2 protein-coding genes are annotated in these 2,403 nt (G+C 67.5%); both read left to right on the plus strand.

The annotated features are described in order from the left end of the window. The first annotated feature begins 138 nt into the window (after positions 1-138). Positions 139-1,500, plus strand: a complete 1,362-nt coding sequence (locus N416_RS0120050; RefSeq protein ID WP_024443880.1) for a DDE-type integrase/transposase/recombinase — start codon at positions 139-141, stop codon at positions 1,498-1,500. Beyond that, positions 1,497-2,342, plus strand: coding sequence for an IS21-like element helper ATPase IstB (gene istB, locus N416_RS0120055; protein WP_024443881.1), 846 nt, complete (start codon positions 1,497-1,499; stop codon positions 2,340-2,342). The genes N416_RS0120050 and istB overlap by 4 nt, the downstream gene beginning before the upstream one ends. The last annotated feature ends 61 nt before the right edge of the window (positions 2,343-2,403 follow it).

Genomic DNA, 2,403 nt, shown 5'->3' on the forward strand with positions numbered 1-2,403 from the left:
TGATGGCGCTCGCTGAAATTCCCCACTGACGCTCACTGAAATTCCCCACCCGTGTGGCTCCGCCGAGAAGGGCGGGCCTCCTTCGATGCTGCTGGTGTCTGACGCCAACAGTTCCAGTCGAAGGAGGCCCGCTTTCTCATGTTCACACGGGAGGAAGATGTGGAAGTACATGCCCTACACCAGCGTGGTTGGACGATCGCAGCGATTGCCCGGCACGTGGGTCGGGACCGCAAAACGGTGCGGGACTATCTGTCGGGGAAACGTACCCCTGGTGTGCGCGTCAGGTCGGCCCCGGACCGGTTCGACCCGTTCGCCGATTACGTCACCGCGCGACTGGCCGAGGATCCGCATCTGTGGGCCCAGACCCTGCATGACGAGTTGGTCGAGCTGGGGTTTGCGCTGTCGTATCAGAGTTTGACCCGCAACATCCGCAACCGTGATCTGCGGCCGGCCTGCGATGCCTGCCGTGGCGTCACCGAGCGGCCGAATGCGGTGATCGATCATGTCCCGGGGGATGAAACCCAGTGGGATTGGCTGGAATTGCCGAATCCGCCGGCATCGTGGGGATGGGGTAAGACCGCGCACCTGCTGGTCGGTTCCCTGGCATACTCCGGCAAGTGGCGGGCCGTGTTGTCGGCGTCGGAGGACCAGCCGCACTTGATCGCCGGTCTCGATCGGGTCATCCGCAGCTTGGGCGGGGTCAGCAGGGTGTGGCGGTTCGATCGGATGGCCACGGTCTGCGACCCGGGTTCGGGTCGGTTGTCGGCGTCGTTTGCCGGGGTGGCCAAACACTATGGGGTGTCGGTGGCGATCTGCCCGCCGCGGCGCGGCAACCGAAAGGGCGTGGTGGAGAAGATCAACCACACCGCCGCTCAGCGTTGGTGGCGCACCCTGGCCGACGAGATGACCGTCGAGGCCGCCCAGGCCAGCATCGACAAGTTCGCGACGGTACGTGGCGACACCCGCCTGCGGGCCACCGCCGATGGGCGGTCCTCGGTCGCGGTGGCGGCGCAGGCCGAACCGCTACGGCCGCCACCGGCGGTGCCGTATCCGGTGATCGTGGCAGAGGCCCGCACCGCCTCACGCCAGGCGTTGGTGTCCTACCGCGGCAACCGCTACTCGGTACCCCCGGAGTTGGCCGGTACGCAGGTGACGGTGAGCTGTCCCGTTGGCGGTGAGTTCATCGACATCGCGACCGCCGGCGGGGTTGTGGTGGCCCGGCATCGGCTAGCCGCCGACGGGCTCGGTGTCATGGTCCGCGACGGTGGCCACGTCATCGCCCTGCAAGCCGCCGCGATGACCACCGCCACCAGTGGGCGCCCGCACCGCCGCAAGGAACGTATCCCACCCGGGGACGCCGCCAAAGCCGCTGCCGCACGACTGCGCCAGCACCATGGCGACAGCCCCTACCGAATCGAATCCTCCACTGCAGCAAGTGAAGCCAACGTCATCGACATGTCCGCCTATGAGCGGGCCGCACAGAACAGGACCATCAAATGACCCGCACCACACGCACCATCAAGACGCCCGTCACCGAATCGCCGGCGACGGCGGCCTCCCGCTACCAGCAGTTGCGCTCGCATCTGGCCGAACTCAAACTGACCGCCGCCGCCGAAGCGCTGCCAGCCGTGCTCGATGCGGCCACCGCCGAGAACCTGTCGCTCACCGCCGCCCTGGAACGCCTGCTGGCCGTCGAGGTCGACGCCAGCACCGCCCGGCGGCTGGCCGGCCGGCTGCGGTTCGCCTGCCTGCCCACCCCGGCCACCCTGGATGACTTCGACGTCGACGCCGCTTCGGGCATCGACCGACCCCTCATCGACGAACTGGGCACCTGCCGCTACCTGGAATCAGCCACCAACATCCTGCTCATCGGACCACCCGGCACCGGCAAAACCCACCTCTCGGTCGGCCTGGCACGCGCAGCCGCCCACGCCGGGTATCGCACCTACTTCACCACCGCCGCCGACCTGGCCGCACGCTGTCACCGCGCCGCCATCGAAGGCCGCTGGGCCACCACCATGCGCTTCTTCGCCGGCCCCGGCCTGCTGGTCATCGACGAACTCGGCTACCTGCCACTGCCCGCCGAAGCAGCATCCGCGTTGTTTCAGGTTGTCTCCCAACGATATTTGAAAACATCCATCGTGATCACCACCAACCGCGGAGTCGGGGCCTGGGGCGAAATCCTCGGCGACACCACCGTCGCCGCCGCCATGCTCGACCGCCTCCTGCACCGCTCAGTGGTCATCAACCTCGACGGCGACTCCTACCGCCTGCGCGATCACCACGCCGCCGCCGAAACCCTCCGCAGAGCCGCCACCGGCACCCGACAACCACTACACTGACCGAGCCCACAGGTGGGGAATTTCAACGAGCACACCTGGGGACTTTCGATGAGCGCGATCA

Source organism: Mycobacterium sp. UM_WGJ (assembly GCF_000455125.1).
Lineage (GTDB): Bacteria > Actinomycetota > Actinomycetes > Mycobacteriales > Mycobacteriaceae > Mycobacterium.

Excerpts from the sequence above, each read along its gene's own strand:
- istB (WP_024443881.1), top strand. The coding sequence starts at position 1,497 with ATGACCCGCACCACACGCACCATCAAGACGCCCGTCACCGAATCGCCG.
- N416_RS0120050 (WP_024443880.1), top strand. The coding sequence starts at position 139 with ATGTTCACACGGGAGGAAGATGTGGAAGTACATGCCCTACACCAGCGT.